The sequence below is a fragment of the Mesorhizobium sp. LNJC391B00 genome, assembly GCF_000502535.1.
In the GTDB taxonomy this organism is placed as follows: Bacteria; Pseudomonadota; Alphaproteobacteria; order Rhizobiales; family Rhizobiaceae; genus Mesorhizobium.
This window is the reverse complement of record NZ_AYWI01000020.1, coordinates 56,192-79,208: the sequence shown is the minus strand read 5'-3', so window position 1 is coordinate 79,208 and position 23,017 is coordinate 56,192. Positions and strand designations below refer to the sequence as shown.

Annotated in this window: 21 protein-coding genes and 1 pseudogene; 7 read left to right on the top strand and 15 right to left on the bottom strand. The window is 60.5% G+C overall.

Annotated features, from left to right (window positions below; all coding sequences use genetic code 11):
• From X750_RS135720 to nanR, 11 genes and pseudogenes are all read right to left on the bottom strand, one after another.
• A pseudogene (locus X750_RS135720) lies at nt 1-232 on the bottom strand (hypothetical protein); the annotation flags it as partial.
• Nucleotides 233-268: 36 nt separating this feature from the next.
• Entirely contained in the window at nt 269-472 is a 204-nt protein-coding gene (locus tag X750_RS1000000166140) for a hypothetical protein (protein WP_156932477.1), read from the bottom strand.
• Between the two features lie 200 nt (nt 473-672).
• Nucleotides 673-2,646 carry a hypothetical protein gene (locus X750_RS135725; protein WP_023705659.1) on the bottom strand — a complete coding sequence of 658 codons (1,974 nt, stop codon included), beginning with the start codon at nt 2,644-2,646 and terminating at the stop codon, nt 673-675.
• The gene (gene ugpC, locus X750_RS135730; RefSeq protein WP_023705660.1) at nt 2,643-3,737 is read right to left on the bottom strand and encodes a sn-glycerol-3-phosphate ABC transporter ATP-binding protein UgpC; all 1,095 of its coding nucleotides are present in this window, start codon (nt 3,735-3,737) and stop codon (nt 2,643-2,645) included. The genes X750_RS135725 and ugpC overlap by 4 nt, the downstream gene beginning before the upstream one ends.
• A 12-nt stretch (nt 3,738-3,749) precedes the next feature.
• Nucleotides 3,750-4,598, bottom strand: coding sequence for a carbohydrate ABC transporter permease (locus tag X750_RS135735; RefSeq protein ID WP_050586890.1), 849 nt, complete (start codon nt 4,596-4,598; stop codon nt 3,750-3,752).
• A complete protein-coding gene (locus tag X750_RS135740; RefSeq protein WP_023705662.1) occupies nt 4,598-5,539 on the bottom strand; it encodes a sugar ABC transporter permease in 942 nt (313 codons plus the stop codon). The genes X750_RS135735 and X750_RS135740 overlap by 1 nt, the downstream gene beginning before the upstream one ends.
• An 87-nt stretch (nt 5,540-5,626) precedes the next feature.
• Nucleotides 5,627-7,282: an extracellular solute-binding protein gene (locus X750_RS135745; protein ID WP_023705663.1), complete on the bottom strand. Its 1,656-nt coding sequence runs from the start codon at nt 7,280-7,282 to the stop codon at nt 5,627-5,629.
• 119 nt (nt 7,283-7,401) lie between these two features.
• The gene (locus X750_RS135750) at nt 7,402-8,454 is read right to left on the bottom strand and encodes an NAD(P)-dependent oxidoreductase (protein ID WP_023705664.1); all 1,053 of its coding nucleotides are present in this window, start codon (nt 8,452-8,454) and stop codon (nt 7,402-7,404) included.
• 14 nt (nt 8,455-8,468) lie between these two features.
• Nucleotides 8,469-9,245 carry an aldolase/citrate lyase family protein gene (locus X750_RS135755; RefSeq protein WP_023705665.1) on the bottom strand — a complete coding sequence of 259 codons (777 nt, stop codon included), beginning with the start codon at nt 9,243-9,245 and terminating at the stop codon, nt 8,469-8,471.
• A 47-nt stretch (nt 9,246-9,292) separates the two neighbouring features.
• Nucleotides 9,293-9,598 carry a putative quinol monooxygenase gene (locus X750_RS135760; protein ID WP_023669450.1) on the bottom strand — a complete coding sequence of 102 codons (306 nt, stop codon included), beginning with the start codon at nt 9,596-9,598 and terminating at the stop codon, nt 9,293-9,295.
• On the bottom strand, nt 9,598-10,305 hold the full coding sequence (gene nanR / locus X750_RS135765) for a transcriptional regulator NanR (protein WP_023748847.1): 708 nt from the start codon (nt 10,303-10,305) through the stop codon (nt 9,598-9,600). The genes X750_RS135760 and nanR overlap by 1 nt, the downstream gene beginning before the upstream one ends.
• 865 nt (nt 10,306-11,170) lie before the next feature.
• Between nanR and X750_RS135775 the strand changes: the two genes are divergently transcribed.
• The 7 genes from X750_RS135775 to X750_RS135810 all read left to right on the top strand — a co-directional run bounded on the left by X750_RS135775 (nt 11,171) and on the right by X750_RS135810 (nt 19,571).
• Nucleotides 11,171-12,808, top strand: coding sequence for a methyl-accepting chemotaxis protein (locus tag X750_RS135775; protein WP_023689447.1), 1,638 nt, complete (start codon nt 11,171-11,173; stop codon nt 12,806-12,808).
• 23 nt (nt 12,809-12,831) lie between these two features.
• Complete coding sequence (locus X750_RS135780) at nt 12,832-13,299, top strand: chemotaxis protein CheW (RefSeq protein ID WP_023748846.1); 468 nt, start codon at nt 12,832-12,834, stop codon at nt 13,297-13,299.
• Nucleotides 13,296-14,537, top strand: coding sequence for a protein-glutamate O-methyltransferase CheR (locus X750_RS135785; RefSeq protein WP_023748845.1), 1,242 nt, complete (start codon nt 13,296-13,298; stop codon nt 14,535-14,537). Before X750_RS135780 ends, X750_RS135785 begins: the two co-directional genes overlap by 4 nt.
• A complete protein-coding gene (locus X750_RS1000000165245; protein ID WP_084567208.1) occupies nt 14,537-15,241 on the top strand; it encodes a chemotaxis protein CheW in 705 nt (234 codons plus the stop codon). Before X750_RS135785 ends, X750_RS1000000165245 begins: the two co-directional genes overlap by 1 nt.
• Entirely contained in the window at nt 15,238-17,511 is a 2,274-nt protein-coding gene (locus X750_RS135800) for a hybrid sensor histidine kinase/response regulator (RefSeq protein WP_023742810.1), read from the top strand. Before X750_RS1000000165245 ends, X750_RS135800 begins: the two co-directional genes overlap by 4 nt.
• A gap of 22 nt (nt 17,512-17,533) precedes the next feature.
• Nucleotides 17,534-18,553 carry a chemotaxis response regulator protein-glutamate methylesterase gene (locus X750_RS135805; protein WP_023748844.1) on the top strand — a complete coding sequence of 340 codons (1,020 nt, stop codon included), beginning with the start codon at nt 17,534-17,536 and terminating at the stop codon, nt 18,551-18,553.
• 64 nt (nt 18,554-18,617) lie between these two features.
• On the top strand, nt 18,618-19,571 hold the full coding sequence (locus tag X750_RS135810; protein ID WP_023669440.1) for a PleD family two-component system response regulator: 954 nt from the start codon (nt 18,618-18,620) through the stop codon (nt 19,569-19,571).
• A gap of 13 nt (nt 19,572-19,584) precedes the next feature.
• Here the strand turns inward: X750_RS135810 and X750_RS135815 are convergent, their stop codons facing one another.
• The 4 genes from X750_RS135815 to X750_RS135830 all read right to left on the bottom strand — a co-directional run bounded on the left by X750_RS135815 (nt 19,585) and on the right by X750_RS135830 (nt 22,960).
• Nucleotides 19,585-20,274, bottom strand: a complete 690-nt coding sequence (locus tag X750_RS135815; protein WP_023715423.1) for an aldolase — start codon at nt 20,272-20,274, stop codon at nt 19,585-19,587.
• On the bottom strand, nt 20,267-21,439 hold the full coding sequence (locus X750_RS135820; RefSeq protein WP_050588691.1) for an alpha-hydroxy acid oxidase: 1,173 nt from the start codon (nt 21,437-21,439) through the stop codon (nt 20,267-20,269). The genes X750_RS135815 and X750_RS135820 overlap by 8 nt, the downstream gene beginning before the upstream one ends.
• Before the next feature lie 68 nt (nt 21,440-21,507).
• Nucleotides 21,508-22,413, bottom strand: coding sequence for an SMP-30/gluconolactonase/LRE family protein (locus X750_RS135825; RefSeq protein ID WP_023748842.1), 906 nt, complete (start codon nt 22,411-22,413; stop codon nt 21,508-21,510).
• A 142-nt stretch (nt 22,414-22,555) separates the two neighbouring features.
• A complete protein-coding gene (locus tag X750_RS135830) occupies nt 22,556-22,960 on the bottom strand; it encodes an MAPEG family protein (RefSeq protein WP_023748841.1) in 405 nt (134 codons plus the stop codon).
• Nucleotides 22,961-23,017: the final 57 nt, after the last annotated feature.

Genomic DNA, 23,017 nt, shown 5'->3' with positions numbered 1-23,017 from the left:
CGGTGCCTACCCACGAATCGACCTTCGATCCGGCGCCTGCCCCTCTGAACCGGTCGAGAATATCGCCAAGCGCGGCCCCCGAAACGCCTTTTGAAAGCTGATCCAGAATCCCGCCTTGCGGATCATTTGGGTTGCGATCACCCGCTCCACGGATCATGTCGCCGATCTTGTCGCGATTTTGGTATGCCAAGACGCCGAGCATCGCGATCGCCAATTTTCCCAGGTTAGCCATTGGTACCTCCACTGTTCAATGGACAAGGGCTCAACATCACAAAAGTTCCGACTGGCGACGATCTAATTGAATAAGGGCTGGCGTATCGACACAGACGTGAGCGGTGCTGCCTAACCGGCTTGTTTCCGTTTGCGGTGCGGCTTCGGCCTCGCAGACGCTGATCGTGCAAAGCTCGTTGCCTGCCTGATCGCGCATGCGCACTAACCATCCGGTCATATCGTCATCGCCCAGATCAGCCAACAGGCCGATTCCGCAACGGATCGCTTCGGCGCGAGCGGCCTCAAAACTTGGCGTCTCGGCAGGCGGAACCTAGCGAGCCTGGTCGCCGTCGCGATAGTACAACGTATAAGCGAGATGGATTCCACGCGCTGCCTTAGAGTATGGAACTACCACCCTCATCTTTGACGGGGGTTTGGCCAAACAGCGAACATCGGCTAGGCCTAAGACGATCGATCAAGGTCGACTCGCGCGACGGCGTAGGCGCCAAGCGAGATGCTTTGATCATCCAGCGGTCTTGCGGAACTTTCCATGAAGTCGGGATCGGTTGCCGCCCGCTCGAACTGCTCGGCGCCGAGAAGAGCAATGCGGGCGCTGCTCGGCGAATCCGAAAGCCGCACAGATTGCGTCTTGGCGGTAAGGTTAGCGACCCACAGGGTCACGCGGCGATCTTTTTCAGCCGCGATCGTGGCGACGCCGTCAGCGCCGGAAGTTCCTACGGACAGCAAGGTGGCTCCGCCGAGCTTTGAGAGACCAGCCAAGACATGGAAAGCGGGATAGACCGTTGGGCCATCCTGCTGATCATACCATGGCTGCACGAAATCAGCCTTCCTATGGATTTGGCCAAAGGGGCCGGCGAAGTCACCGAACGCGACGGCCTCGATTCCTTCGCGAGCGCAGGCCGCGAAATATCCGACAGTCCAAGCCGCATTGAACAGCCCGCGCTGACGAGGATCAATGCGCGATAGACAGACGCGAGCGTTCGCTTCATTCGGCGTAGTGGATTTTCCGTATGGGTTCTCACGGCAGCCGAGCTGGATGGGACCGATACGCAGTGGCAAGCGTTCCCCCATGAAAGCATGCGCGGAGCGGATTAGATGGGGGATTGCCTGAAGTGTCTCCATCACCGAGACATCATCTGCGGCGTGCACGCTGGGACAGGTGGTGAAGGTCACGTAGTCGAGCGCTTCGGCTGGCGGACGCTTGCGGTTGAGTTCGGTGAAGTAAGCGGCCATGCCGCCGCCCAGCGCGATGCCCGGGAAAGCCCGGCGAGCGGCGGAGTAGCTTTCGTGGAAGCTGGGCATAGTCGGCCACGGTGCTCCCGGCTGTACGGATGTCATGTCCTGCGCCGGAAAGACGGAGACAGCTTCTAGTTTGAGGCCGAGTGAGTGGACAGCATCCGCGACCGGCGCCAATTCGCCGAATGGATCGCGCGTGCCCTTGGTGACAATCTCGAGGACCACGCCAGCGCCGGTCAGCCGTGCGAGCGCGGCGTAGCTTTCTAGTTCGTCCTGGCCGTGTGCGATCCGGAGATCGACCTGGCAGACCATCCACTGGGGAGCCATTCGTCGTAGGAGCTCGGGGGTTTCGAGCGCGTGCTTTGCCTCGTCGGCGGCGACGCCGACGCCAGTGCGGGGCACTCGGCCGACCGGTCCGCCGATCGTCAGGTTGATGAGTGGATTGCGATTTTCAGACGTCCCGGCAGGGAGCGTTCCTGACACGTGAAGCCGGACGGCCTGCGTGAATTTCTGGCCCCTGGGCAGTCTGTAAGGCCACGGGCGACGCAGAGGGCGGACATATGTTTTATAGGAGGCGTCAGACCAATTGCGTTGGTCCTCCATCTCAAAGGCATCACCCTCCATGGTGCATGTCGCCCAGATCCCAGGCGCGATTTCGTGCGACAACGCCCGGATGTCGGTGAACGGACATTTTGGATCGATGTGGTCCGGAAAGAACGATAGCTCGTCGTGACCATCCTCATGCAGCACCTTTATCGGCTTGCCGGCCAAGCCCTCGATCGGATGAAGGACCACGAAGCCGGTCCGATTCGTCAAAAGGTCAGTCTCGGGCTCTGCCTCCGCCACAAACGACAGCGCACCATCGCCACTGCCTGAGACGCGCGCCCGGTAAATCAGGCGGCCGGATGTTGCGGCACATGTTGCACGGTATTCAATGGCGAACGCATCCGGCCTCTCGTCGATCCGCAGATCATCGAGAACGGTGGTACATGTTCCCCAGTTTTCGTCCCGTACAAGAAACGAGATTCCGCGCAAGATCTCGATCGTCCCGATGCGGATGTAACGCAAGGCGCCATTGTCGAACGCGACCGACAATGATCCGGCGCGCAGTGTGCGCAGCGGTGCCTCGAGCTGTTCGGTGCCACACAAGCGGACTGCCAGGGAAGCTGTCGAGGTCAAATTGCCCGCTCCGTCGTGGCGTCGAAGATCGAGGCCCGGTTCATGTTGATGTCGATCGCAAGCTTCTCGCCCGGACGGCTGACATCGTGCGCCTGCAGCTCAGCCATCACCGGCGCGCCGGCCAGTCGGAATGTCGCGTAACTGCGCGAGCCGGTCGGCTGCAGCAGGTCGATCGTTGCCTCATAGCGAAACGTGCCCTGCTCCGGCATGGCAGTGTGCGCACGAGTGAGGTGTTCTGGCCTCAACCCGAGCAGCACCTGCTGTCCGTCCGCGACGCCCTTCAGCCCCCTGCCGGGCGCTAAGGGTAGCAGTGCATCTGCGAGCCGGATGGCAGCGGCGCCTGCGTCCAAGGCAAGGGTGCCTGGCAGGAAGCTCATCCGCGGCGAACCCAGGAACCCAGCGACGAACGTTGAGGCCGGGTGCTCGAACAACTCGAGTGGCGCGCCCTGCTGCTCTATCAACCCGTCGCGCATCAGCACGATACGGTCAGCCAACGTCATCGCTTCGATCTGGTCATGGGTGACGTAGATCATCGTTGTCGCAATGTCCTGGTGAAGGCGTTTGATTTCGCCGCGCATTTCGTCGCGAAGCTGTGCGTCGAGGTTGGACAGCGGCTCGTCGAACAGAAAGATGCGGGGGTTGCGGACTATGGCGCGGCCGATGGCGACGCGCTGGCGCTGGCCACCGGATAATTGGCGCGGAAAACGCCCCAGCAAGGGAGTGATGCCAAGCATGCGTGCCGCCTCGGCCACGCGCACCTCGACCTCTGGCTTCGGCATCTTGCGAGCCTTGAGGCCGAAGCCAATGTTCTTGGCCACGCTCATATGCGGATAGAGCGCATAATCTTGAAACACCATTGCCACGTCGCGATCGCGCGGCCGGAAATCATTGACCACCTCGCCGCCGATCTCGATCGTGCCTTCCGATATCTCCTCCAGGCCGGCGATGGTCCGGAGCAGCGTGGACTTGCCGCAGCCGGACGGTCCAACCAGGACGGTGAACTCGCCGTCGCGGATGTGGAGGTCAATGCCGCGCACGGCATGGAACGCGCCGTAGCGCTTGTGCAAGCCGGTAATTTTGACTTCGGCCATGCGGGAGCTTTCCTAACCGCGAACGGCGCCGAGCGTCAGCCCGCGCACCAGATGACGTTGAGCAAGGACCCCGAGGGCGATCGATGGCACAAGGGAGACGATGGCAAGGGCCGCGGCTTCGCCATATTGCGCGCCCTGGAAGCCGATGAAGGCGCGGAAGACCGTTGGCAGTGTAAAGGCAGTTCGGCTGGTCAAGATCAGAGCGAAGAAGAACTCCGTCCAGCATGCAATGAAGGCGAAGACAGCCGCCGCGACGATGCCCGGTGCTGCGAGCGGCATGGCAACGCGCCAGAACGCCTCCCATCTCGTGCAGCCATCGACGAGGGCCGCCTCCTCCATCGACTTCGGCATGCCGCGGAAATAGGCGAACATCATCCACACCGAGACCGGCAGCGTGAAGACCGTATAGGCGATGATCAGGCCGACATGAGTGTCGTAGAGCCCGACCTGGCGATAGATCAGGAACACCGGCAGCACGATCCCGATCGGCGGCAAAAAGCGCTGCGACAGCACCCAGAAAGACAGATGCTTGCCGCCGGTGTCGTAGCGCGCCAGGCTATAGGCCATCAGCGTGCCGAGCAGCGCCGAAAGCACCGTGGCCGAAAGCGAAATAATCAGGCTGTTGATGAGCCCGTCGAGACCACGATAGGCGAACAGCGCAGCTTTGTAGTGGACAAGCGTCGGAGCGGCGGGGAACCAGACAGGCGGTACGGTGAGGTAGTCGTCGCTGGGCTTGATGGAGGTGTTGAACATCCAGTAGAGCGGCCACAGCACGAACACCAGGAAGAACCCCAGCAGCAGAATTCGGCCGATCGGCAACGACCGGCGTTTCCTGCGGCGGGCGGGCGCGACGGCGGCCATCAGACCGGTTCTACCTTCAAGAGCCGACGCACCAGCAACGTCACGATGAGCGCCGTAAAGATCAGGAACAGCCAACTTCCTGCTGTTGCCTGCGACAGATGAAACTGTGTGAAGCCGATGGTATAAAGATAATAGGAGGCCGTGTAGGTTTGTGTTCCCGGGCCACCCCCTGTCATGATGAAAATGGTGTCGAACATACGGATTGCGTCGAGCAGACGGAAGGTCAGCGCCAGCAGCATCATCGGCCCGAGATGCGGGAGCGTGATCGCCCAAAAAACCTGCCAGGCGTTGACGCCGTCGAGTTCTGCCGCCTCATAGAGATTGGGTGGGATTGCGGTCAGCCCGGCGAGCAGGATGACGAACATGAACGGCGTCCACTGCCAGACATCGGCGATGATCAGCGAGACGTAGAGCCACGGGCGCTCCGTCATCCAGCCGATCGTAACCTCCTGCCCCAATAGTTGCGTCAGGATATAGTTCGTCGGTCCGAAAGGCCGCTGTAAAAGCAGCGTCCAGGCTTGGCCGACGATGACCGGACTGATGAACAGCGGCACGATCAGGATCGACATGATCACACCGCGGCCCGGAAAGCTGCGCACCATTGTCAGCGCCACCAAGAGGCCGAGAACGAATTCTATAGCGACGCTGATGCCCGACAGCGATGCTGTCAGCAACAGGGACCAACGTGCTACGGGATCGAACACGACCCGCTCGAAGTTCTTCAATCCGACAAAGGCGTGGCCCGGCACCTGGAAGTCGTAGTTGATGAAGGATACCACCAGCGAGAACAGAAGCGGATAGATCGACAGTGCCAATATCAGCAGCACAGCGGGGCCGACCAGCAGCCACTTGAAATGACGGTCTGCCCATTGAGCAAAGGCAGACAGCCGGGGCGGTGCGCCGGCTGCCTTCAAACGACGGATCGTGGCGGTGGGCTGCATAGGCGTATCCAAAATCGCCGCTTAGCGGGGAGGTGTTGCGAGCCAAGCGCCCGCAACACCGATTGCTCCAGAGAAGTCCGCCTGCCCTCAGAGGGTGACCGCCATGCCAAGTTTTTCCACCGTGTTGTCGGCGGTGGCGCCAGGCAGTTTCAAGAACTCGGTGTAGAAGCCCTTCTGCGAATCCACACCCAGTCGGTCGGTCGTCTCGTTCCACTCGGCGGCCGCCGTTTCAAGCGACGCCTTCGGATCCGCACCAGCCCACACCGCCGTGCACATGCGATCGATGCTCAAGAAGTAGTCCTGCGCGCCTGGCATGATCGGGTCGAGCAGACCGACATTTGCCGAGTTGTTGAGGTTGGCAAGGTACTCCTTGGCACTCGGGAAGAGCGCGCCGTAGAGCTCGGACTTGAAGTGCGAGATGCGGTACGGGTCGCGTAGAGCGTAGGGCAGCATGCAACGTGCCAGCGAGACGGGTGGCGAGCATACCCACTGCATGAACAGATACGCCGCCTCAGCGTTGGGCGAGTCGGCCGACAGTGCCTTGTTGTAGCCGGTGGCATGTTCCGGATTTCCCGGAACCACGGCATAGCCGACCTTGCCGGCGATTTGGGACTGCGGAATGAAGTTGATTGCCGTGGCCGACTGCGAATAGTTGGCCGCCATACGGCCGCTAGGAGGCCAGGAATAGATCATCGCGACTTTGCCGGTCAGGAAAGCCGCCCACAAGGAGACGGCGTCGAGCTCGTTGTTGCCGGGGATCGAGGCCTTGTTTGCGGCGAGCATGTTTGTCAGCGTCTTGACGCCGGCATCCGAAACCAAACCTGCCTTCATGTCGTCGCCGAAGAGTTTTCCGCCGTTGGCCCGGTACTGCTGCAGAAAGTCGAACTGATTGCCGGGGCTGCCCGCCTTGCGGAAATGTCCCGCGCCATAGACCTTTGGCGCCATCTGGTCGGTGATGAACTGGGCGATCTGGGCATATTCTTCCCATGTCTTGGGCGGTCCAAGCTTGGCGTTGAACTTCGCCTGGTAAGCCTCCACCATTTTAGGGTCCTCGAAAATGTCCTTGCGGTAGTAGAGAGCGAACATGTCGCCGTCGTCGAAGAACCCCCAGATCTTACCCTTGTAGGTCGGCAGCGCCTTGTACAGGGGATGATAGTCCTCGAGGTCTGCCGGGTTCATGTATTTGGCGATGTAGTCGTCTAGAGGGGCGATGACGCCGCCATCGGCAAGCGACGGCGTCCAGGCCGGCGAGATGTCGAGGACGTCATAGGCACCCGAGCCGGCGATGTGCTCGGCGACCGCCTTGGAGTACTGGTCCGGGTTCGACAGCTCGACGACATTCGACTTCATCCCGGTAAGCTGCTCCCACATCGGCCCACTGAAATTGCGCGGGTCGAGTGCCTGCAGGCCAGCCTCGTAGGTCATGTTGAGGGTGACGCCCGAATGCGCCTTGGCCGCCTCCGCCGCGCGAAAGGCGGAACCGTCCGCAGGCCCTCCCTTCGATGCTTTCAGGGCTGCGGCCTGCGCCTGGCCGAGCGGCGACGTGGCGTCCGCCAATTCCAATGTTTGCTGCGCCAGCGCCCAATCGGTCATTATCCCCAGCAGCGGGCCGGACACGGCCAACATACCGGTCATCTGACCGAAGCGGGTGATGAAAGTTCGGCGGGTGGTTTCGCCGCGCATGAAGGCGTCGACCTCAGCTTCGAGGCCTGCCTGAAAGTCACGTTTTTCACGATCGTTCATAGTGCTTGGTCCTCCCATTTTCCTTTTGCTTCACTCGCCGCCGGCGCAGCGGTCAAGCATTTCCTCCCGTAAGGTCGCCGCAAAGAGGCCGCGGCGGCGCGCCGAAAATCAGTCTCCTCCTAGGTTCCGAAGCGGGCGGCGAGCCCAGACAGCCTGGTCTTCCACAGCTCGCTCGAAAGCACCTCGCGATTGACCACGCCGCGCGGCTCGCGACCACGCTGCACCTCGATTACCGCTTTGACGTCGGCGGCACCGTTGCCAGCAAAGCACTGGTCGGTCCAGCAAAGCGCGTGCGGCGCCAGGATGACATTGTCGAGTTTGAGGATCGCATCGTCTGCGTCGGGAGGCTCTTGTTCCAGCACGTCGAGACCGGCGCCGGCGATGCGGCGCTCCTGCAGTGCTTGCGTCAGCGCTTTCTGGTCGACGATCGGGCCGCGCGCGGTGTTGATCAGGTAAGCTGTCGGCTTCATCAGGGCGATCCGCTCAGCATTGACGATGTGGTGGGTCTGGGGCGACAGGGGGCAACTCACCGACAGCACGTCGGCGCGGCGAAACAGATCCTCCAGCCCGACCAGCTCGACGCCCAGGTCGGCAGCGACCCCCTTGCCGGCAAACGGGTCATGGGCAATGAATTGCATGTCAAAGGGCTTCGCCAAGCGGAAGACCTCGGCACCGATGTTGCCGATGCCCAGCGACCCAAGCGTACGCCCGACGAGGCCGACCCCCATATGTTCGGAGCGCTTCTCAAAACCAACAGACCCTTTGCGGGTGAGCGCGTCCTTTGTCAGCAGCTTGCCGGTCAGCGCCAGGATGAAGGTGATGACGGATACGGCGACGGGCCGTCGCACGCCATCGGGCGTGATGACCAAGGCAATACCGGCTGCGGTGCATGCCTCAACGTCGACAGTGTCGTAGCCGACCCCGAAGCGGGCAACGACGGCCAGGCGGCCGCTCCTGGGGACACTCGTGGCATCGAAACGATGGGCGAGGAGGATCAGCGCATCGAAATTCTCAAGTTGGTCGCCGCGAAGCGGACTGTTTGACTCCAGGAACACCATCTCGACACCTATCGCATTGCGCAGCGGCTCCAGATCGAAATCTGGGTAGGTCGGCGAGCCGTCCGGCCTGCGGAAATCACCGGAAAGCGCCACCCTGAATTTCACGCTGTCCATCGTCTCTTCCGCTCCTATTGGCACCCGGCCCGGATCTTGGAAACCGCGTCGGCGATCGCGTCGTGCAGGACCCAAACGTCGCCTGAATAACATATGAAATCGAAGCCCTGTGCGTAGAACTCGTGTCCCTGGGCGACGTTGGGCACCAAGCGTCCAAGCGATTTGTTGTGCTTCTTGGCGGCGGCCACGATTTTGGCCATTGCAGCAGTGAAAGTGGGGTGGGCGAAGTCGCCAGGAATGCCGAGCGAGACGGACAGATCGAAATGCCCAACCCACAGACAATCGACCCCGTCCAGTCCCGCGATGCCGTCAATGTTCTTGACGCCGTCGGCGGTCTCGATCAGGCAGATGAACGTCGAGCGCTTGTTGGCGGCCTCGAATTTGTCAGCGACCGAGCCCGGACGGTAACGGTCATGAGCGATCTGCAGCGCCACGCCGCGGGCGCCGGCAGGGTGGTATTTCATGGAGTTGATGATGTGCTGCGCCTGTTCGACGCTGCTCACCATCGGCGCGATCAGGCCTTCGGCGCCCATGTCCATGGCGCGGGCGAGGAAATGGTAGTCCTGCGATGGCACACGAACCATCACCGGCAGATCGGCCGCCTCGAAATAACGGATCGCACTCTTCAGCGTTTCCAAGTTAAATCCCGAATGCTCCATGTCGAAAAAGACGAAATCGCAGCCAGCGGACTTCAGGATGTGACCGATTCCCGGCGTGGCGAACTCGGCGACGAGCGTACCGAGCTTGACCCGCCTGTGAGAAGCTAACGCCCTGAGACTTGGCTCCGACATGCACTTCCTCCCGTTCGCCCCAATGGGCCAATCCGCCTATGTTCGCTTCAATGCGTGGCTTCAAGAACGAGGTCGCAGGTCGTCACCAACTTGGTCACGACGAGCGGCGCGCTCTGCGTATTGAATTCGTCGAAATGAGCGGTGCGGCAGTGGTCCTCGAATGCGGCCTCGCTATCGTAAATCTCATAGAGCAGGACCCGATCCAGTTCGCCGCGCGCCTCCGTCACGTCAAAGCGGCGGCAGCCGGCCTCGGTGCGCATCGAGGCGGTCGCATTGGCGTCGACAAGTTCTCGGAATCTGTCCCGGGCACCAGGCCTCAGGCGGAAATCGACCCAGACGACAAATCCGGTCATCACTTGGGCCTCGCAAGTTGCAGATACCGCTTAACCACATATTCGAGATGGCTGCGCATGGCCGCCTCTGACGCGTCTGGATCGCGCGCGGCGACGGCCTCGAAGATTTCGCGATGAGCCTGGTAAGCCTTGCGGTCTTCACCCTTGGCCAATGTGGTGCGACGCTGTTCGAGCAACCATTCAGCCAACGCCGCGTGAATAGCTGTAAAGATCCGATTGCGGGTGATTACCGCCAGCACGTAATGGAAGTCTACGTCCGTGCGCTCGAAGCGCGCCAGGTCGCCGATTGATTGACGGTTGAGTTCGAGCGCCTCCTTGAGGCTCTCAATGTCTTTCGGGGTAGCATGCACAGCGGCGTTGCGGGCAAGGCCGACCTCGAAAAACAACCGCGCGCTCTGGAAGTCGTGAACTCCTCCCGGCGCCGAAATCATGTGCCGAGCCGGCCCTGAAAGGGCGTCGATCACGAATTGAGGAGTGGGTCGAGTGACGCGGGCACGCTCCCCCGATTTTACCTCGACAAGGCCCATTTTGCTCAGATGCAGCAGCGCCTCACGGATGGAAGGCCGCCCTACCCCGAACTGCCGCATGAGTTCCCGTTCAGATGGGAGACGGTCGGCTTCGGCCAACTCTCCCTCTCGGATCATCCGCTCGAGGTGCGCTGCCACCTCGTCCGAAAGCTTCCGCTGTTTGATCAGAACTCCGATCATGTGGCATACCTGTTATACCAATCAGGTACGTTATGATCCCATAGCACCCTTGTCAACGATGTCTAAGCATCCGGTAGCCGAGCCGTTTATTCACTCCGCCGATGTCGAGGCGTCCTTTGCACACGCCTTCAACGTCTTCACCAAGGATATCGGTGACTTGAGGAGCGCGAGCACACTCTGCTCGGTGTTCCGATCGGGGACCGTCTTCGAACCCTGGGTCGGGTGGTCAGTTTCAACTGCGGTGTGGACCGCAGTGAGTGCCACCGGGCCGTGTGCTGGCCGAGACCTACCCAACCGCCTGCTTATGAGCTGCAACATTGAACGATGCGCATTTGAAACTGGTTTTCTCAAGATCTTTTAGTCCTGAGGGCCTCAGGCGGGGGCGCTTGCCATTTAGTTATCGTCACCTGCGCATGTCGAACCCGTACTCGGCGCCAATCTACGCGCTGGCCAGTTTGCGACATGTGGTTTCGGCGATCCGCTTTCAGTGCGACGATCATGCTGGACGGCTGATATGAGGCGCGTTCCCGCCTGGCAGCTTAGGGGCAGCAAGCAGGACGTCGGCTTTCTTGCCTCGACCTGGCCTAAGCAGTCATTCATTCGTGGCCTCAAGCAGCTCGTCCACGCTCCTCCTGACGCGGCGTGCCATCCAGCCGATCTCGGGCTGATGTGCGTGGACGGCAGTCGTCCTTTGACCACCGCTTCTGGCGGCGCCGATTGGCGAGCCGCCTCGCCATCATTAGCTATGGAACGGAAAAGAAACCATTCAGCATCAGACTACCGCTTTTCGACGCACCTTTTCGAATATGTCGGAACGAGCGCTTGTCGCGCAGCCCACGATGCCCCCCATTGGTGAACCGGTTCCATGAAGAGTCTGACAATACGCCACCGCATCCTCGTCAGTTTCGCAGCCGTTCTGGTGGTCATGTCCGTGATAGCCCTCATCGCGTACGCCTGGTTTCTTCAGGCGGGGGAGGAGGCGACTGAGGTCGAGAAGGGCATCCTTCCGGACCTTTATCACAGTACCGAGATCATGACGGGCCAGATGGCGGCCCATAGTCTGCTTCAGGAATATGCCCTTCAGGACAACCCGTCAGACAGAAGCACGGTTGAAAACGCGATCACGACCAATCGCAACCAGGTGCAGCGGTCGATGGACGACTATGAGGCAACGATCGTCTCCGATATCGACAAGCAGAATTATGCAGCCGTCAAACAACTCGCCAACCAATTCCGTCTGGCTGAAACTGCTGTGCTGGAAACAAGCCGGGCTGCCTTGTCGAAAGGTGAAACTCCCAATGAAAGCCCAGCTATCAAGAACGAAGTAGAGCCGATCTTTGTAAAATTGCAGTCCGCTCTGCAGGCCATGGTTGAGGATCACAGAGGCGAGGCAAACAGCGCGACGCAGCGGATCAGCTCGATCGTCAGAACGGCCGAAGTCGGTTTGAGCGTTGGCTTGTTGATAGCCCTCGGGCTAGCCCTTCTTTTGGGTTACCAGCTGTTTCGCGCCATTACAGGTCCGCTCACCCGTTTGGTCGACGCGGTTCAATTGATGCGGCAAGGCGACTTCAGCGAACGGCTCGATCTGAGGCGCCGAGACGAATTCAGCGTGCTTGCCGACGGCTTCAACGCAATGGCGGACGATCTCACAACCCTCATTGGTCAGGTTCAAAGGTCCAGCATACAGGTCGGCACGTCGATAACTGAGATCGCCGCCACCTCCAAGCAACAGCAGGCAACTGCGACTGAAATCGCAGCGACCACAACAGAAATCCGAGCGACAGCCAAGGAAATCTCCGCCACATCAAACGAACTGGTCCGCACGATGAACGAGGTCTCCACAGTTGCCGAACAAACCGCTGCCGTGGCTGGCGGGGGGCAAGCGGGGCTGACCCGTATGGAAGAAACCATGCAGCAGGTCATGGAAGCGGCTGGCGCGATCAATTCCAAACTGGCGATCCTGAGCGAGAAAGCCGGCAGCATCAATCAGGTGGTGACGACCATCACCAAAGTGGCCGATCAGACGAACCTGTTGTCGCTCAACGCTTCCATCGAGGCGGAGAAGGCAGGCCAATATGGCCGGGGTTTTGCAGTGGTGGCGACGGAAATCCGAAGGCTCGCGGACCAGACAGCTGTCTCCACCTACGATATCGAGCAAATGGTCAAGGACATCCAGTCGGCAGTCGCGGCCGGGGTGATGGGCATGGACAAGTTTTCCGAGCAGGTCCGTCGGGGTATGCAGGACATCCAGCAGGTCGGCGGGCAACTCTTCGAGATCATTCAGCAGGTTCAGGGGCTGGTGCCACGTTTCGAAGTCGCCAATGAAGGCATGCAAGCGCAGGCGACCGGCGCGGGGCAGATCAGCGACACGCTAACCCAGCTAAGCGAGGCAGCTCAGCAAACAGTCGAGTCCCTTCAGCAATCGACGCTCGCGATCGACGAGCTCAATCAAGTCTCAGGCGGCATGCGAAGTAGCATATCGAGGTTCAAGCTACGAGCATAGCGAGCCGGCAGTAGGAGGTGACAATGCTATTCCTCGCCTTCAGCATGGGTCCGGATCGCTACTTGATCGATGTCCACAAAATTGAAGAGGTGCTGCCCTATATCGACGTGAAAGTTCTTCCGGGTGCGCCAACTGGTGTGGTGGGTTTGGTCAGCTATAACGGAATACCCCTCCCCCTGATCGATGTCACCCTTCTTGCGCTTGGCCGACCATCGGAGCGCCTGTTGAGCACCCGGATCGTTGTGACGCGCTATCCGGCGGATGATGGCGAGCGACGCCTGCTGGGGCTGATCGCGGAACGGGTGACGGATACGATCGAGCGAGACCCGGCCGATTTCGCGCCGTTCGGACTGGAACCAGGAACCCCGCCCTATCTTGGGCCGGTGGCTTCCGATGGTTTGGAGATCATTCAGTGGGTCAAAGTGGAAGCGCTGCTTTCGGAAGAGATTCGTACCGCTTTGCTCCGCCAGGCGGCAATAGGTGATCAATGACCGGAGCAATAGAAAAGCTCCTGACGGAAACCATTGGACTGGACAGTGCCAGCGTTGGTCCGACAGTGGTTCGTCAGGCGGTCAGAGAACGGATGGAAGCATGCCGGATAACCAACCCTCAGGCCTATAGGCAACACTTGGCCGGTTCCTCGCAGGAGCTGCAGGAGCTGATCAATGCGGTGGTGATCCCAGAGACCTGGTTCTTTCGCGACCGAGAAGCGTTCACGATGCTGGCGCGGCATGCGCGCGCGCACAAGCCTGCTCAGCCGATAAGAATCCTGAGCCTGCCATGTTCAACCGGCGAAGAGGCTTACTCGGTCGCCATGGCCATGTTCGATGCCGGCTTTGAGGCGCATGAGTTCAAGATCGATGGCGTGGACGTCAGCAGCCGCAATATCGCGACGGCTGAACACGCCATCTATGGCCGCAATTCGTTTCGCGGCAGCCATTTAGAATTCAAGGATCGCTATTTCGAAGCGGCCGAGGGCGGGTTGCGGCCTGTTGCTGGGGTGCTGAAACAGGTTCGGTTCATGGTAGGAAACTTGTTCGGTTCTCACGCGCCTTTCGGGCAAGAGGTCTATGACATCCTGCTTTGCCGCAATTTGCTGATCTATTTCAATCGAGAGCTGCAGGATCGCGCATTGATCTGCCTGAAGGACCTGCTGGCCAAAGACGGACTTCTTCTGGTCGGTCCGGCGGAAGCAGCTCTTCCAAGGGTGCATGGCTTTCTTTCCGCTGAATGGCCATTGGCCTTCGCCTTTCTGAAATCGGAGCCCGTCAAGACCACGGCGCCGAAGGTTTCGGCCGCCGTCCCGGTGCGGACGCCAAGCCCTAAGGTCAACAAGAGCGAGCCTCTTCGTCCGTTCCGACCGACAATTGGCAATGAAGGCCGCGGGCAGGCTCCGGCCAAGCCGCTTGCACGCGCCTCGGAAAGCCTCATCGCGGTTGAACGGATCGCCAATGCAGGACGCGTAAAGGAGGCACAGGAGGTCGCCCTGGCGCATCTCAGGGAGTTCGGTCCTTCCGCAGAAATCTTCTACCTGCTGGGCCTCATCCAGGATGCGGATGGTTCTGCACCCGAAGCCGCGCAAAGTTATCGCAAGGCGCTCTATCTCGCGCCAAATCATCGAGAAGCTCTTGTCCATCTGGCCTTGCTGCTTAGCAAGCAAGGCGACCATAACGGCGCCGAGGCGCTGGCCGGCCGGCTGGGTCGGGTCCAGAAAAGGAGCGGCAGTTGATGGCGGCTTCGACAAGGATCGCTCAGCCGGTGGATGAGATCGAAATCAACGACTGCTGGCGGCAAATAGGCGTACGGGGTGACAAGTCATGTCCGCTACTAGAGCAGCATCTCCACTGCCGCAATTGCCCGACCTACAAGAAGATCGCACGACGCCTCCTCGACCGTGCAGCTCCCTCGGCATCTCGCGACGAATGGCCTGACAACGCTGGTCGTGCAGGGATCGATTCGGCAGACAGCGACGCGCTGCAGACGGCCGTTCTCTTCCGTTTGGGGGAGGAATGGCTGGCACTTCCGGTCGGTATTTTTCATGAAGTGGCTGAATCTCGTCGCGTTCATTCACTTCCACATCGCAGGAACAGTGCACTGCTCGGCATTGCGAATGTCCGTGGTGAATTGCTCATTTGCCTGTCCCTGGCCGAATTGCTCGGGATAGACGAGCGCAAGGAAGGGGAACAAGGCACACGAACCAAGGTATTTCGCCGCCTTGTCGTGGTAGGCGAGCGCGACAAGCGGGTTGCTTTTATGGTTGATGAGATCCACGGCTTACATCGGTACCAGGAACGCGACACTCTCGCTGTTCCGGCCATGATTGGCAAGGCACTGTCGGCCGCTACGGTTGCCGTGCTGCCATGGCAAGGACGAGCCGTTGGCTGTCTCGATCCACGACAACTGCTCACGATGCTGGATCGGAGCATCGCATGACAGATGAAGACTTCAGCCAGGTTTCGATGCTCAGCCTCTTCCAGGCCGAACTGGAGACGCAGTCACGGGCTCTGACCTCTGGACTTCTGGCACTCGAACGCGATCCTATCGCCGCCGACGCCCTGGAAGCATGCATGCGTGCCGCGCATTCCCTGAAAGGAGCTGCCCGCATCATCGACCTGATGCCCGCAGTCAAAGTTGCAAATGCGATGGAAGACTGCCTGGTCGCAGCGCAACGCGGGCATCTGAGGGTGCGACGGGAGCATATAGACGCGCTTCTGCAAGGTTCTGACCTTTTGAAATTGATCGCATCGGGATCATCGAGCGAGAGCGCCAACTCAGAAGTCGAAACCTTTCTCGCGAAGTTCGAGGGGTTGTCCCTCCCCCAGGCAAAGCCCGGGCCCCAAGATTCTGCAGCTGATTTCGCAACTCCAGATCATGCCCAGGAGCAACTGGCGACGACCTCTTCAGCGAACCTCCTCGTTGGGGCGGTGCCGCAAGCCCACGGCAGCATCAGCTCTGATAGAATGGTTCGGGTGACGGCAGACAGCCTGAACCGATTGCTCGGGCTGGCTGGCGAGTCGCTGATGGAAGCTCGGCGGCTCAGGCCATTCGCTGACGGGCTGCTACGGCTGAAGCGACTTCAATCGGACCTCGCAAGTGCATTCGACAATCTTCATGCAGTGCTGCCGCCGGTTTCAAACGATGCGGCGGTGGTGGAGGCGCTGGCTGAAGCGCAGCGAAAGCTTCGGTTGAGCCAAGCGTTCCTGGCGGAGCGTTTCGATGAGTTGGATTCAGTGGATCGGAAAGCGACCGATCTTGCCAACAGATTGTACGACGAAACGTTGGCGAGCCGGATGCGGCCTTTTGAGGACGGCGTGCGACACTATGCGAGAATGATCCGCGACCTCGGTCGTACCCTTGGCAAGCGGGTGCGACTGGAGATCGTAGGCGGCTCGACCGGCATCGACCGCGATATCCTCGAGCAGCTCGATGCCCCTTTGGGGCACCTTCTGCGCAACGCTGTAGACCATGGGCTTGAACCGCCTGAGGAGCGCCTCGCGATGGGCAAACCCGAAGAGGGGCTCATCAGGCTCGAAGCGAGGCACAATGCCGGGCTGCTGCAGATAGCCGTGGTGGACGACGGCAGGGGGATAGAGCTCTCGAAGCTGCGCGAGACCGTCGTCGCCCGGCAACTTGCAACCAGGGAAAGTGCTGAAACACTCAGCGAAAGCGAATTGCTCGCATTTCTCTTTCTGCCAGGCTTTTCCATGAAAGCGGGCCTTACCGACGTCTCAGGTCGCGGTGTGGGGCTCGATGCAGTGCAAGCCATGACGAAGGAAGTCCGGGGAGTCGCAAGCGTCTCCTCAGAATTTGGCCACGGAACCCGATTTCAACTGCAATTGCCGCTGACATTGTCGGTCCTGCGCACGCTGCTCGTCGATGTCGATGGAGAGCCCTATGCTTTTCCACTCGCTGCCATTTCCAAGACTTTGAAACTGCAGCGGACGGAGATCAACGTCCTGCAGGGCCGGCCGCATTTTCGATTGAACGATCGACAGATCGGGCTGGTCACCGCTCGCGAGGTGCTCGATCGAGGTGAGCCCGGATCGGAACCGAACGAACTATCGGTCGTCGTCGTGGATGCGGGTCGGGGCGATGCGTACGGCCTGATCGTTGACCGTTTTCTCGGGGAACGCGAGTTAGTGATCAGACCTCTCGATCCACGGTTTGCCAAGATCAAGGACATCAGCGCAGCGGCCCTGATGGAAGACGGTTCGCCTGTTCTGATCTTCGACGTCGACGATCTGATCCGATCGGTGGAAAAGCTTGCATCGTCCAGCGGATTTCGAGCTCTTCGGCGCGCCGCGGGCGGTCCCGAAGCGAGCAGGCGCAAGCGCGTGCTCGTGATTGACGATTCACTGACGGTTCGCGAACTCCAGCGCAAGATGCTCGGCAATTACGGTTATGAGGTCGAAGTGGCGGTAGACGGCATGGACGGGTGGAATGCCGTCCGGTCTGGTCCTTTCGATCTCGTGGTCACCGACATCGACATGCCTCGCATGGATGGCATCGAGCTGGTGAGTTTGATCAGAAAGGACGCTGATCTCAAGAACACACCCATTATGATCGTTTCATACAAGGATCGGGAAGAAGATCGCGCGCGCGGGCTCGACGCAGGTGCGGACTATTATCTGACCAAGAGTAGTTTTCAGGACGAGGCGCTGATCCATGCCGTCGTGGACATGATTGGCGAGGCGGCTGAATGAGATCGAGATTGGAAGCCAGCGAATGAGAATCGGCGTAGTTAACGACATGCCGATGGCGGTTGAACTTCTGCGTCGACTGGTTCTGTTGACCGGCGAACATCAGGTCGCGTGGATCGCGACTAATGGGCGTGAGGCGGTCGAGGTCTGCAGACGTGATCTGCCGGATCTGATACTCATGGATCTAGCGATGCCAGAGATGGACGGCGTGGAAGCGACCCGCAGAATCATGGCGGAAACCCCGTGCTCAATCTTGCTGGTGACCGCCAGTATCGAAGCCAACCTCGCCGGCGTCTACGAAGCAATGGGTCATGGCGCGCTTGACGCAGTCGATATTCCGTCAGTGGGCATCGAAGGCAACGCGTCCTCGCAATCCGCCCGGCTTTTGACGAACAAGATACTAACGATAGGCAAGCTGATCGGTGATGCGCCTACCCAGGCAAAAAGGCGGATGTCACGTGCGGCTGAGCCGTCAACTCGACGCCTGATAGCAATCGGCGCCTCTGCGGGCGGGCCGGCTGCCGTTGCCGCAGTCCTGAGCGCGTTTCCCGTTGATTTTGGCGGCGCGATTGTGCTCGTCCAGCATCTCGATGCTCAGTTCGTTCCAGGCCTTGTTGATTGGCTAGGGCAGCATACGCGTCTCCCGATCCGTCCGGCGGGGGAAAGGGATAGCCCTCAAGCGGGCACCGTTCTCGTTGCCAGTTCTGCGGATCATCTGGTTTTCAAGTCAGCTCAGCAACTTGGCTATACGCCCAGCCCCAAGGACAATGTTTATCGGCCGTCCGTAGATGTGTTCTTCGAAAGTGCGGCGCAATGGTGGCCTGGCCCGGTGATTGGTGTTCTGCTCACAGGCATGGGCAGGGATGGTGCGCGCGGGCTGAGACAGCTCCGTGACAAGGGGCATCTCACAATCGCGCAGGATAGAGCAACCAGTGCCGTCTATGGCATGCCGAAGGCCGCCGCCGACATCGGCGCGGCTGTTGATATTCTTCCTTTGGGTGCGATCGGCTCACGTATAATCGCAGCCTGCGAGCGCTCCACGTGAAAGGCCCCTTCCGATGACGCAAGAACCAGAGTTGGTCCCGCCACTCGCAGATAACTATTCATCCATGGTTCTGCTCATCGATGATCAGATCATGGTTTGCGAGGCGGTCAGGCGCGCTCTAGCCAACGAGCCCGATATTTCCTTACACTTCTGCACCGACCCGTTGAGAGCGATGACGGTCGCGGATGAGGTAAAGCCAACCGTTATCCTGCAGGATCTCGTGATGCCAGGGGTCGATGGGCTGCATCTGGTGCGAGAATACAGGAAGCATGCGTCGACACGCGCGGTGCCAGTCATTGTGCTGTCGAGCAAGGAAGATCCAGCCACCAAGGGCGAAGCCTTCGCTGCGGGCGCGAACGACTATCTCGTCAAACTGCCGGATCGTATCGAGTTGATTGCACGCATTCGATATCACACGCGGGCCTATCTGGATCACGTCCAGCGAGACTCGGCACACCGAGCGCTGAGGGAAAGCCAGCGACAGCTGATCAGTGCAAATCTAGAGCTTGAACGTCTGACGCGGATCGATGGCCTGACGGGTCTCGGCAACAGGCGCTATTTTGACGAATATCTGGCGGCTGAATGGAAACGCGCTTTTCGCGCACAGTCCCCACTGTCGCTGTTGATGATCGATGCCGACAACTTCAAACGATACAACGATACCTATGGCCATATGGCCGGCGACGATGTGCTCAAGCAAATCGCCCGCGTAATCCAGAGCGGTTCCGGCCGCTCCACCGATCTCGCTGCGCGGTACGGAGGCGAAGAGTTCGTCATCGTGTTGGTCGACACTATACTGGAACAATCCAGTGCGATCGCCGAGCGGCTCGTCCAGAGCGTGCGGGAGTTGAACATACCCCACGGCCCGGATCGCGTGACCATCAGCGTCGGCGTCGCAACAGCGGTGCCCACCGAGAACGAGACGCCAAACGATTTCGTCAATGCCGCCGATTTGGCTCTGTTTCGTGCCAAATCGGAAGGACGAAATCGTGTTGCGCTTCATATGTCCCGCAGCTAGAGAAGCTCACATCTCAGTCAACGAAGCGCGCCCTGTTCGATTTGAGGACGACCTTGGCAAAGTCGGGCACTTCAAGACCTTGGCGCACGAGCGCATCAAGTGCCTGCTCGGACGCCCTGATGGCGGCGAGCCGCGCCAGCACAGTCTCAGCCTCCAGGCGGGGGACCACGGCGATACCGTCCCGGTCGCCGACCAGTATGTCTCCCGGCGAGATAGTCACTCCTCCAAGCACCACCGGGAATCCGACCGTGCCTGGACCATTGCGCGCAGGCGAATTCGCAATGACCCCGGCACAGTAGACCGGCAACCCGACAGCCTCGATCCCGACAACGTCGCGCACGAGGCCATCAGTGATGAAGCCGGCGACCCCCTTGTTGCGCGCCATGCCGAGCACGAGATCGCCAGTTACCGCCGTACCGGCAAAGCTGTCGGTGGAAGCGACGATGACGTCGCCACTTGCTGCGGCATCCAGTGCTCCAAACAGGGCGAGGTTGTCGGCGGGGCCGCAGTGACAGGTCACGGCGACGCCGACCATCGTCGCAGTAGCTGGCGACAGTGGCTTGATCGCATAATGCAAGGCGCCGCGTCCCCCCATCGCGTCTACGACCTGGCTAACCGGCACGCCCGCAAAAGCACTGATGATTTCTGCTGCGGGCCGTTCGAAACGGCGCTTGATGGTGAGCAGTGGTGGGTCTTCAATCATGTAGCGGCCCCATTCCCTGAACGAACGAAATACAGTCCGGCCCGAGGTCGCGCAGGCTCCGCGCGCCCATCAGTCCCATGACGCGGTCGATCTCCTTGCGGTAGAGTTCGAGCACGTGGCGTACCCCCTCCTCGCCGGCGACCGCGAGCCCCCACAACTGCGGCCGCCCGATCAGACAGCACGAGGCGCCGAGCGCCAGCGCCTTGACGACGTCGGAGCCTCGCCTGATGCCGCCATCGATAAGCACCGGTATGCGGCCTGCGACAGCCGCGACAACCGCCGTCAACGCGTCCAGCGATGCGGCGGCGCCGTCAAGCTGACGGCCCCCATGATTGGATACGATGATGCCGTCGATTCCCCGCGCTACAGCCTCGGCGGCTTCGCTAGGATGCAGGACGCCTTTCAGCAACAACGGTCCGGACCAGACAGTGCGCAGCCAGTCGACATCGGCCCAGGAGAGTCCGGGATCGAGCATTGCGGCCATGCGGCCCGCCAATGCACCGACCGTCGCCGTATCCCCGGGGCGCGCGTAGTTGCCGAAGGTCAGTTTCGGGAGTCGGGTGCGCATACGAAGAAGCCACGCCGCCTTGGTGGCGGCCGCGAGGGTTCCGGCCAAACCGAAGCGCGGCGGGATGGCAAAACCGTTGCGGATGTCGCGTTCACGGTTGCCAAGCATCTGGTTGTCGATGGTGAGCACCAGCGCGTCGTAGCTTGAGGCACGCGCCCGATCCACCATTTCTCGGGTGAAGCCGCGATCGGTATAGACGAACACCTGCATCCACCGTGGGCTACTTCCGGTGGCTGCTATATCCTCCAGCGTGCAGACGGATCCGTGGCTGGCGCAGTAGAATGTCCCTGCGGCCGCTGCGGCTCGGGCGGCTGCGCGCTCGCCGTCGGGCCAGAACAGCCCAGCCAGGCCGGTTGGCGCGATGCCCAGCGGGATGGCAAGTTTCGCGCCGAAGAGGTCAAGGGAAAGGTCTCGCGTCGTTGCACCGTTGAGTGGTCGCGGCAGAATGGCAACCTCGTTAAAAGCTTGCTCGTTCCGGCGCAGCGTTCGCTCATCCTCGGCACCGCCATCGGCGAAGTCGAACACCGGGCGTGGCAAAGTCCGCCGCGCGGCGACGCGGACCGCGGCCACGCTGTACAGGCACTTCAACGCCGCCATCGAAGCAGACGATGCCGCACCGCCGGCACCGCGGTCATCGCCTGTGTTTGAGGCGGACGAGGAGCTACTCACGGTTGCTTTCCGCCGATGCGACCATGATGCGTCGGTCCACCGCCTCCCGGAACACGCACGCAGGAGAGTGTTCCCTCAAAGGAGGGATCGCTGCCGGTCGCCAGCACGCCGGCATTTGTGACCCAAAGCATCTCGCCCGAGAAGACGCAGTTGGTCGTTGCCTTGCCGCAGACGAAGAAACCCTCCGCTGTCCCGTTGGGCTTCAGAACGTGAATGCCGTTGGCGGCAATATCCGTGACATAAAGGCGGCCATCGGCTCCGACCTTCAGCCCGTCCGGGATCGGATTGGCCCCAGGCAAGCGGCCCAGGTCTTCGACGCAACCATCCGGACGCTGCCGCTTGACGCGACCCGTATAGGACTCCCCCCAAATGATCGAGCCGTCGGCTTCGATCGCCACACCATTGGGGAACGTCGGCTTGTCGAAACCGAGAGCAAGGTACGCACTGCCGTCGGGGTTGACGGCAAAGATGTAGCTGGGGTCCGGGTTCCCCGGGTTGTATGTGCCGGGATCGCTAAAGATAAGCCGGCCGTCAGCAGCAAATACAAGATCGTTTGGACCATTGAGCCGAATGCCTGCGACTTCGCTTAGCAGGATTTCCGGCTTTCCGCCTTCGGCAACCCGCTGGATGGATGGTGTCGTCATCTCCGCGGCCCGCCAAGGTCCGGTCGTGCCGCCGTTTTGGCAGACATAGAGCAGGTCATCCGATCCAAGAACACAGGCGTTGGGCGCTCCGGCAACATACGCTAATTGGCGAGCACTTCCGTCGCGATCTATGGCCGTCAGCTGGCTTCGATAGCTTTCGACGATGACAATTCGGCCATCGGGCAGCACCGTCGGGCCCTCGGGCCAGCCAAGGCCGGTCGCGACAACCTCGACGGCCATCTTTTCAACCTCGTTCATCGTGCGACCCCCAGAACGGCAGCCTATCAAGATTTGTTGAGCATAATCCAGCCTGGCGGTCACATGACCCGGCGACTCGAAAGATAACTAGACTGACGTGCGCGTTAGGTGGCCCACTTTTGCGTCGGGGCTCCGCCACTCTTCAGATCAACAGCAACCAGCACCAATACGCACCAATCACCATTTGCACAGCGAACGCGGTGAACCTGAGACTGACCGCGAGTTGGCTGGTTGAGACGAGGTGGATCACCGACTGCACCATACGTGCGCCTAACATCGTGGAGGCCAAGGGATCCGTGACATCTGTCTTTGAAATGATGATCGCGACTCCGAGCAGACCTCCGAAGATTGGAAGCCCTTCAATGCAGTTGGCGTGGGCACGGGCTAACCTCCGCATAAACGGGGAGAGGGCTCCGTTATCTGGCGTAAAGCCGTTTGCCGGGACTTGCCCAGAGATCACCAGGTAGCTCCGGATAACTTCCATCACGATCAGCAGGGCCAGCGCCCACGAGATGAAGCCAGTCAATGCGTAAGCACTCGCCGACATGTGCCCTCCCCGTTGCTAGCACTCTAGGTCGTTGTAGCCGATCAACTAGTCTAATGC

Excerpts from the sequence above, each read along its gene's own strand:
- X750_RS135810 (WP_023669440.1), top strand. The coding sequence starts at position 18,618 with ATGGTTCTGCTCATCGATGATCAGATCATGGTTTGCGAGGCGGTCAGG.
- ugpC (WP_023705660.1), bottom strand. The coding sequence starts at position 3,737 with ATGGCCGAAGTCAAAATTACCGGCTTGCACAAGCGCTACGGCGCGTTC.
- X750_RS135785 (WP_023748845.1), top strand. The coding sequence starts at position 13,296 with ATGACCGGAGCAATAGAAAAGCTCCTGACGGAAACCATTGGACTGGAC.
- nanR (WP_023748847.1), bottom strand. The coding sequence starts at position 10,305 with ATGATCGGAGTTCTGATCAAACAGCGGAAGCTTTCGGACGAGGTGGCA.
- X750_RS135830 (WP_023748841.1), bottom strand. The coding sequence starts at position 22,960 with ATGTCGGCGAGTGCTTACGCATTGACTGGCTTCATCTCGTGGGCGCTG.
- X750_RS135820 (WP_050588691.1), bottom strand. The coding sequence starts at position 21,439 with ATGGCGGCGTTGAAGTGCCTGTACAGCGTGGCCGCGGTCCGCGTCGCC.
- X750_RS135780 (WP_023748846.1), top strand. The coding sequence starts at position 12,832 with ATGCTATTCCTCGCCTTCAGCATGGGTCCGGATCGCTACTTGATCGAT.
- X750_RS135760 (WP_023669450.1), bottom strand. The coding sequence starts at position 9,598 with ATGACCGGATTTGTCGTCTGGGTCGATTTCCGCCTGAGGCCTGGTGCC.
- X750_RS1000000165245 (WP_084567208.1), top strand. The coding sequence starts at position 14,537 with ATGGCGGCTTCGACAAGGATCGCTCAGCCGGTGGATGAGATCGAAATC.
- X750_RS135815 (WP_023715423.1), bottom strand. The coding sequence starts at position 20,274 with ATGATTGAAGACCCACCACTGCTCACCATCAAGCGCCGTTTCGAACGG.
- X750_RS135740 (WP_023705662.1), bottom strand. The coding sequence starts at position 5,539 with ATGCAGCCCACCGCCACGATCCGTCGTTTGAAGGCAGCCGGCGCACCG.
- X750_RS135775 (WP_023689447.1), top strand. The coding sequence starts at position 11,171 with ATGAAGAGTCTGACAATACGCCACCGCATCCTCGTCAGTTTCGCAGCC.
- X750_RS135745 (WP_023705663.1), bottom strand. The coding sequence starts at position 7,282 with ATGAACGATCGTGAAAAACGTGACTTTCAGGCAGGCCTCGAAGCTGAG.
- X750_RS135735 (WP_050586890.1), bottom strand. The coding sequence starts at position 4,598 with ATGGCCGCCGTCGCGCCCGCCCGCCGCAGGAAACGCCGGTCGTTGCCG.
- X750_RS135755 (WP_023705665.1), bottom strand. The coding sequence starts at position 9,245 with ATGTCGGAGCCAAGTCTCAGGGCGTTAGCTTCTCACAGGCGGGTCAAG.
- X750_RS135805 (WP_023748844.1), top strand. The coding sequence starts at position 17,534 with ATGAGAATCGGCGTAGTTAACGACATGCCGATGGCGGTTGAACTTCTG.
- X750_RS135800 (WP_023742810.1), top strand. The coding sequence starts at position 15,238 with ATGACAGATGAAGACTTCAGCCAGGTTTCGATGCTCAGCCTCTTCCAG.
- X750_RS135750 (WP_023705664.1), bottom strand. The coding sequence starts at position 8,454 with ATGGACAGCGTGAAATTCAGGGTGGCGCTTTCCGGTGATTTCCGCAGG.
- X750_RS135825 (WP_023748842.1), bottom strand. The coding sequence starts at position 22,413 with ATGAACGAGGTTGAAAAGATGGCCGTCGAGGTTGTCGCGACCGGCCTT.